The organism is Synechococcus sp. H60.2, from assembly GCF_047462315.1.
Taxonomy (GTDB): domain Bacteria; phylum Cyanobacteriota; class Cyanobacteriia; order Thermostichales; family Thermostichaceae; genus Thermostichus.
Window position 1 is genome coordinate 1 of the sequence record NZ_JANSIZ010000136.1, and the last position, 2,821, is coordinate 2,821.

A 2,821-nucleotide genomic window follows, 5' to 3' on the forward strand; every position below is an offset into this window, starting at 1 on the left:
CACCGACACCCACACCGACCCCGGCTGCCCAGTTCTACATACACCCAACGCTTGGCAATGATACTACTAACCTTGGTACTTCACCCGCTCAGCCATTTAAGACCGTGGAGAAGGCCCTGACCTCCACCGCAGTTCAAACGGCAGCCAGCCTTGGTGGTGGGACAAATGTGATTGTGACGATCTTGGACGACGGAACAGGGACACCCACGGCTAACGTTACCAGTCTTGCTTTGGCAAGTGGATCCGTCACAGTGGTTCCTGACAGTGGCGTTAACTTTACTCTCAATTTGAATAACAAAACTTTAACCCTCAACAAAGGCTATACGCTGCAAGGGATCCAGATTACCAGTGGGGATCCTGCTACTAATACCACCGCCGCAGCCGCCATCACCCTTAACGCCGCGGGTACTCCTCTGAAAAACATCAACATTAACTGTACGGGTATTACCCCTAGTGGGGGCAGTTCAGTTGGAGGAGGCGACAAATGTGTTCACGTGCCAGGCAGTGCCGGGGGCACTGTCATTCTTGACAACGTAGATATTTCTATTCCAAGCAACCAGAACTTCGTTACTGGTATTTTGCATGAGGGCATTGGCACTCTCAAGGTAATAAACGGTAGCTCTGTTGTGGCTGCAGGATCAGGGAATGCTAAGGGCGTTGTAGGTATTTACGGGAAGACGACTTCCGGCTCTGTGGAGGTGAGTGGCAGCACCGCAAGCTTGAGCGCGATTACAGCCACTGGAGGGAATGTCTTCTCTATTCTCCTATCAGGCCCCATTGCTTCTGGAAAAGTGGAGGGAGGATCGTCAATTCAAGTCAGAGAAGGAAACTCATCGTCTGAAATAGCAATTGGGGTTTGTGTTAACGCTACTGGCACTGTGACTGTGCAAGGCAACACCTTCACAAACTCTCCTTCAGGTTCGAACAGTATTGCTATCTATAAACAGTCAGGAACTGTGCTGCCCACTCCCATGCCCACTGGCAACACCTTCACTGGCTTCTCTACATCATCTCCAGAAAAGCGGTATGTAGACTCTGGCTCCTCTTGTCCCTAACCTTCTCCCTTCTGGCCCCCAGGGGGGGCCTTTTTCTACCAAAGTGGCCCTGCCGGGCAACAGCCAGCAGGGCCATCCACAGTTTAGGTTTTGTCCTAGGGCAACAGCCGCGTCTCGCCGCCAATGGGCCCAAAGATGGCGTCGTCGCCCAAGAAGAGCCATTCTCCTGTCGGCGGCAGGCGGCGGCCTTCTGGGGGCAGCTCATAAGGATCCGCCGCCGCAAGATTGATGCCAGTAAATCCCAGATCCTGCATGGCCGCTGCCGTAATGCGGCTAAGAGCGGGGCGCAGGGGAGGAGGGGCCAGGACAGGCGTCATCAGCTCAAGGCCCAACGTCCTTCGCCAGTGACCTTCTGGTGGCCTCTCCAGCTCCACCGGCACATTGCCAAGTCCGCCGAGGCTGTTGTACTGAGCCGTGGCCTGAGGGCCCGCAAAGCGCGGGTTGTTGGTGCCACTGTTACGGAGAAGGGAATCCCAGTTGCGTATGGTGCCAAAGCCGAGAACATGGCCCAACTCGTGCAGAACCACGTGGAATAGTCTTCCATCAGCTTCTACCCTGGCCAGATCGGCAGGATCCAGCCCTACCATACCATAGGGGAAAGTGCCGCTCCCAGGCCGGGGAGAGCCACAGGGGCCACCTTGGCCAACGACCTCCCCCGGAGCGCTAGGGTAAGAGAGAAGCCGGGCGCCGGTCACCTGCACCAAGATGTCGTCCACCCGGCGATTGACCAGCGCTGTTGGCGGGAAACCACCTGGGCAGAAACCGGCCTGTAGCGTTACGGCAACATCGGGCAGATCGCCGGTGATGATCTGCTCCCAGCGCCGGGCCGCTTGCAGAACAATGTCGCGCTGGGAAGGGCTGAGGCTATTGTCGATAAATTCAACCTCGATGTTGAAGCCGCCAGCAGGGGGAGGGGGAGAAGTTGTAGGAGAAGCTGTGGGAGAAGGAGTGGGAGAAGCTGTGGGAGAAGGAGTGGGAGAAGCTGTGGGAGAAGGAGTAGGTGCGGAGCCAACCAGAGCAGTCCTAAGCTGGAAAGCGCCTGTAGCACCAGGGGCGTAACTGCTAACCCGCACCAAGTAGTTAATTCCAGCTTGCACAACCAAGTCTAGCTGGGAATTCCTACTCCCCCCAAAGTCGTCGTTTTCGGCAATTACCTGCCCGGTAGCCTGGTTAACGATGAAGAGGTAAGTATCAAACTCGCTGCTGGAAAGCTGGATCCGCACCGTTTGCCCCACGGACGCGCTGAGCAGGAAGTCCTGGATGAAGTGATCCGGGCGACGGGGATCCCGCGGACTACTGGTGGTCAGGCGCCCCGTTACACTCTGCGGCACCCCCAGGGTGGGGATCCCACCAGGCGGTGACGGCGAAGGCGAAGCTGGGGGTGGCCCTGTGGGGGGAACAAACCCCGGCCCCGGCAACCTGGCTGCCTGTTCGGGCGTCAGGTTAAGGGGAGGCTGTAGCCGCAGCACATTGTTGACAAAATCGTTGATGCGGTTGGCGTCGCGGGTTCGCAGAGTGGCAATGGCAAACAAGATGGCCGCGTCGCGAATCGTTCCCCCCCTGCCGTCGCCATCGAAGTCAGAAATGGCAACTGGGTTGGGGTTGGCCGTGGTCACCTCAGCCAAAGTTATGGGAGGCTGCACCCGCAAAACGTTGTTGACAAAGCTAACAATCTGGCTGGGCTGGGTGATCCCGCTGGCGATGGCAAAGGCGATGGCGGCATCGCGGATGGTCACCGATTGGGGGTTGCCGTCGTAGTAGGCAGC

At 57.6% G+C, this 2,821-nt stretch carries 1 protein-coding gene and 1 pseudogene; one reads left to right on the forward strand and one right to left on the reverse strand.

The features are described from left to right. A pseudogene (locus tag NW845_RS12695) lies at window positions 1–1,055 on the forward strand (hypothetical protein); the annotation flags it as partial. A gap of 95 nt (window positions 1,056–1,150) precedes the next feature. Here NW845_RS12695 and NW845_RS12700 read toward each other — a convergent pair. Continuing rightward, window positions 1,151–2,821 (reverse strand): peptidase M8 (locus NW845_RS12700; protein WP_414378791.1); only part of this gene is annotated, 1,671 nt, incomplete at its 5' end.